Source organism: Inquilinus sp. OTU3971 (assembly GCF_038440215.1).
On sequence record NZ_JASATH010000334.1, the window covers coordinates 1 to 4,589 of the forward strand.

Annotated in this window: 4 protein-coding genes; all 4 read left to right on the plus strand. The window is 71.6% G+C overall.

Going from position 1 to position 4,589, the window contains the following annotated elements; all coding sequences use genetic code 11:
* Window positions 1-1,539 (plus strand): sugar ABC transporter ATP-binding protein (locus AAHM41_RS39075; protein ID WP_342242037.1); only part of this gene is annotated, 1,539 nt, incomplete at its 5' end.
* Window positions 1,536-2,507 carry an ABC transporter permease gene (locus AAHM41_RS39080; protein ID WP_342242038.1) on the plus strand — a complete coding sequence of 324 codons (972 nt, stop codon included), beginning with the start codon at window positions 1,536-1,538 and terminating at the stop codon, window positions 2,505-2,507. The genes AAHM41_RS39075 and AAHM41_RS39080, both read left to right, overlap by 4 nt.
* Before the next feature lie 5 nt (window positions 2,508-2,512).
* Window positions 2,513-3,493 carry a sugar-binding transcriptional regulator gene (locus tag AAHM41_RS39085; RefSeq protein ID WP_342242039.1) on the plus strand — a complete coding sequence of 327 codons (981 nt, stop codon included), beginning with the start codon at window positions 2,513-2,515 and terminating at the stop codon, window positions 3,491-3,493.
* Complete coding sequence (locus AAHM41_RS39090; RefSeq protein ID WP_342242040.1) at window positions 3,477-4,469, plus strand: aldo/keto reductase; 993 nt, start codon at window positions 3,477-3,479, stop codon at window positions 4,467-4,469. The genes AAHM41_RS39085 and AAHM41_RS39090 overlap by 17 nt, the downstream gene beginning before the upstream one ends.
* Window positions 4,470-4,589: the final 120 nt, after the last annotated feature.

The following is a 4,589-nucleotide window of genomic DNA, read 5'->3' on the forward strand; positions in this document are numbered from 1 at the left end:
TCCGTCCACGACATCGCCAAGAGCTTCGGCCCGGTCCGCGCGCTGTCCGGCGTGCGGTTCGAGCTGCAGGCCGGCGAGGTGCACGCCCTGATGGGCGAGAACGGCGCCGGCAAATCGACGCTGATGAACGTGCTGGGCGGCGTGCACCAGCCCGACCGCGGCACGGTCAGCCTGGACGGCAGGCCGGTGCGGATCCCCAGCCCGGCGGCGGCCCAGGCGCTGGGCATCGGGCTGGTGCACCAGGAGATCGCGCTCTGCCCCGACGCCACCGTGGCCGAGAACATCTTCATGGCCGAGACCAACGGCCGCCGCGGCCTCAGGCGCGGCCTGTGGCTGGACACGCGCGACCTGAAGCGGCGGGCCGAGGCGGTGCTGGCCAGCCTGCATCCGGTGCCGGTCGATGTCCGGGCCGGCGAGCTGCCGATCGCCAGCCAGCAGATCGTCGAGATCGCCAAGGCCCTGACCCTGAATTGCCGGGTGCTGATCCTCGACGAGCCGACGGCGGCGCTGACCGAGGCGGAGGCCGAGGCGCTGTTCGCCATCATCCGCGGCCTGCAGGCCCGCGGCATCGGCATCATCTATATCAGCCACCGGATGGCCGAGATCTTCGCCATCGCCGACCGCATCACCGTGTTCCGCGACGGCGCCTATGTCGAGACGTTGCAGACCGCGGCGACGACGCCGGAGCAGGTGGCGGCGAAGATGGTCGGCCGGCCGCTGCTTGACCTGTACCCGCCGCGCCGCGGCCCGGCCACAGGATCCCCGCTGCTGCGGGTCGAGGGCCTGTCCGACGGCGGCATCGTCCGCGACGTCGGCTTCGAGGTCCGGCCCGGCGAGATCGTCGGCCTCGGCGGGCTGATCGGCTCCGGCCGCACCGAGACGGTGCAGGCGATCTGCGGCCTGGCCCGGCGCGGGTCCGGCCGGGTCACCTGCGACGGCGCCGAGGTGCCGCCGGGGGACTATCCCGCCGCGATCCGCCAGGGGCTGGTCTATCTGAGCGAGGACCGCAAGGGCAACGGCGTCTTCCTCGACCTGTCGATCGCCCAGAACGTCTCGTCGCTGGACCTGCGGCTGGTGTCGGGCCCGGTCATGGTCAGCCGCCGGCGCGAGGCGGCGCTGGCCGAGGCGATGCGCCAGCGCCTGGGCATCCGCTGCGCCGGCGTGCACCAGCCGGTGGCGACGCTGAGCGGCGGCAACCAGCAGAAGGTGGCGCTGGCCCGGCTGCTGGCGGTCAACCCCCGCGTGCTGTTCGTCGACGAGCCGACGCGCGGCGTCGACATCGGCGCCAAGGCGCAGATCTACGCCATCCTGCGCGAGCTCGCCGACCAGGGCGCCGGCATCGTCGCGATCTCGTCCGAGCTGCCGGAGCTGATCGGCATCAGCGACCGCATCCTGGTCCTGCACGAAGGCCGCCTGGCCGGCGAGCTCAGGGCCGGCGAGATGACCGAGGAGGCGATCATGCAGCTGGCCTCGGGCCTCGCTGTCCAGGAACGCGGACCCGCCGCGCCGCGCCGCGCCGCCATGGGAGACATCAGATGAGCATGGCCGCCGTGGCGCCGATGATGCGCGTGGTCCGGGTCCGCGAATTCGGCCTCCTGGCCATCATCGCCCTCTTGTTCGTGGCGATGAGCTTCGCCTCGCCCTATTTCCTGACCCTGTCGAACATGCGGGCGATCCTCCTGTCCTTCTCGATCGAGGGGATCGTGGTCATCGGCATGACCATCCTGCTGATCGTCGGCGGCATCGACCTGTCGGTCGGGTCGGTGGTCTGCCTGTCGATGGTGATCGGCGGCACGCTGTTCCTGGCCGGGCTGGACCCCTGGTCCGCCAGCCTGATCGCGGTTGCGGCCTGCGGCGCCATCGGCTTCCTGATGGGGCTGTGCGTCACCCGCATCGGGCTGCACTTCTTCATCGTGTCGCTGGCCTTCATGGTGATCACCCGCGGTCTCAGCCTGCTCTTGACCCAGGGCACGCCGCAGTCGCTGTTCTCGCTGCCGAAGGAATTCAAGTTCGTCGGCCAGGGCAGCCTCGGCGGCCTGCCCTTCGTGATCCTGATCTTCCTGGCGCTGATCGCCGTGTTCGACGTGCTGTTGCGCAAATCGGTGCTGTTCCGGCGGGTCTACTACACCGGCAGCAACGAGAAGGCGGCCCGCTTCTCCGGCATCGACACCAAGCGCACCAAGATCATCTGCGCCACGCTGTGCAGCACCCTGGCCGGCATCGCCGGGGTGATCTACATGGCCCGGTTCGGCGCGGCCACCCCGCAATTCGGCGTCGGCATGGAGCTCAGCGTCATCGCCGCGGCGGTGATCGGCGGGGCCAGCCTGAACGGCGGGTCCGGCACCATCGCCGGCGCGGTGCTGGGGGCGGCCCTGCTGTCGCTGGTCACGTCGTCGCTGATCCTGCTCAACGTGCCGGTGTACTGGCAGGACATCATCCGCGGCGCCATTCTGCTGGTGGCGGTGACGATCGATCACCTCCTCAACATGAACAAAGCCCGGGGCTGAGACCGATGCCGCGCCCGCTCTACAGCGAATCCGAAAGACTGCGAAACATCCATCGCGTCCTGGTCATGTTCTACCAGGAGCACCGCTCCCAGGCGGATATCGCGGCGGAGATCGGCATCTCGCCGGCCAGCGTCAACCGCATGATCCGCGAGGGGCATGAGCGGGGGCTGGTCGACATCCGCATCCGCTCGCCCTTCGACGCGGAGGAGGGGTTGTCGTCGACGTTGCGGCGCCTGGGCGGCCTCGATTCGGCGGTGGCGGTGCCCGCGGTCTCGACCGACCCGGCCATCGTCCTGAAATCGGCGGCCGAGGCGGCGGCGACCACGCTGCTGGAAGGCCTGGCCGACGGCATGACCATCGCCGTCTCCGGCGGCGTCGCCCTCTGCGCCACGATCGAGGCGCTGGCCCCGCCGCGGGCCTATGACGTCCGCGTGGTGCCGGCGACCGGCGGCGTGCAGGGCAAGTTCCGCACCGACGTCAACCATGTCGCCGTCGCCCTGGCCGAGAAGCTGGGCGGCAAGGCCTACCAGCTGCACGCCCCGATCTTCGCGGCCAACGAGGCGGAGCGGGCGGCGCTGCTGTCGGTGTCGACCATCCGCAGCGTGCTCGACATGGCGCGCTCGGCCGATGTCGCCCTGTTCGGCATCGGCTCGGTACGCGACGAGCACGCCACCTACCTGACCCTGTCGGACACCGCCGACCGCGGCGCGATCGCGCGCGTCGGGGCCGAGGCGGAGCTCCTGGCCCATCTGCTCGACCATGACGGCCGGCCCTGCGACCACCCGTCGAACCGCCGGCTGGTGGCGCTGACGCTGGACGAGCTGGCAAGGATCCCGCGGCGCATCGCGGTCGCCTCGGGCGCCCGCAAGGTCGAGGCCATCGCCGCGGTGCTGCGCGGCGGCGCGCTGGGCCATTTGATCACGGATGACCGGACGGCGCGTGCGGTCGTCGAAAAGCTGGAGGGCAAGGATGCAGATGCAGCGTGAGATCGGGGCCAGCGGGATCCCCGCCAGCGCGGTGGGGCTCGGCACCTGGGCCATGGGCGGCTGGCTGTGGGGCGGCGGCGACGACGACGCCTCGGTCGCGGCGATCCGGGCCGCGCTCGACGCCGGCGTCACCCTGATCGACACCGCGCCCGCCTACGGCCTCGGCCGGGCGGAGTCGCTGGTCGGCCGGGCGGTCGAGGGCCGGCGCGACGAGGTCGTGCTGGTGACCAAATGCGGCCTGGTCTGGGACACCGACAAGGGCCGTCCCTTCGTCGGCCAGGACGACAAGACCATCCACCGCTATCTCGGCGCCGAGTCGGTGCGGCAGGAGCTGGAGGCCAGCCTGCGCCGCCTGCGCACCGACCATGTCGACGTGCTGATCACCCATTGGCAGGACCCCACGACCCCGATCGCCGAGACCATGGAGGCCCTCTTGGCGCTGAAGGCCGAGGGCAAGGCGCGGGCCATCGGCATCAGCAACGCCAGCGTCGAGGACCTCGCCGCCTATCGTGCGGCGGGACCGGTCGACTGCGTGCAGGAGGCCTACAACATGCTCGACCGCGGGCTGGAGCAGACGCTGATCCCGCCCTGCCGCCAGGCCGGCATCGCCGTGATCAGCTATTCCAGCCTGGCGCTCGGCCTGCTGACCGGCCGGATCGGGCCGGACCGGAGCTTCGACGGCGACGACCTGCGCCGCACCAACCCGCGCTTCTCGGCCGAGAATCGCCGCCTCGTCGCGGCCTTCGCCGCCGACCTCGGCGGCATCGCCCGCGACCATGGCGTGGAGGTCGCCGATGTGGTGATCGCCTGGACCCTGGCGCAGCCCGGCATCACCTTCGCCCTCTGCGGCGCGCGCAACGCCGACCAGGCCCGGGCGAACGCGCGGGCGGGAGAGCTGCGCCTGGCGGCGGACGAGCTGGCGGCGATCGACCGCGCCATCGCCGCCCATCTCGGCCCGGTCGCGGCGGCTGCGTAGGTCCGGGTTCGGGAATGTCTCACTCACACATTGCCCCTTTTGAGTCCCCCCTCCCCTTGCGGGAGGGGGGCAGGGGGAGGGGTCTGGGCGCCGGCCCCCGCGGAGAGCGGGGGGGCACGC

Excerpts from the sequence above, each read along its gene's own strand:
- AAHM41_RS39080 (WP_342242038.1), top strand. The coding sequence starts at position 1,536 with ATGAGCATGGCCGCCGTGGCGCCGATGATGCGCGTGGTCCGGGTCCGC.
- AAHM41_RS39085 (WP_342242039.1), top strand. The coding sequence starts at position 2,513 with ATGCCGCGCCCGCTCTACAGCGAATCCGAAAGACTGCGAAACATCCAT.
- AAHM41_RS39090 (WP_342242040.1), top strand. The coding sequence starts at position 3,477 with ATGCAGATGCAGCGTGAGATCGGGGCCAGCGGGATCCCCGCCAGCGCG.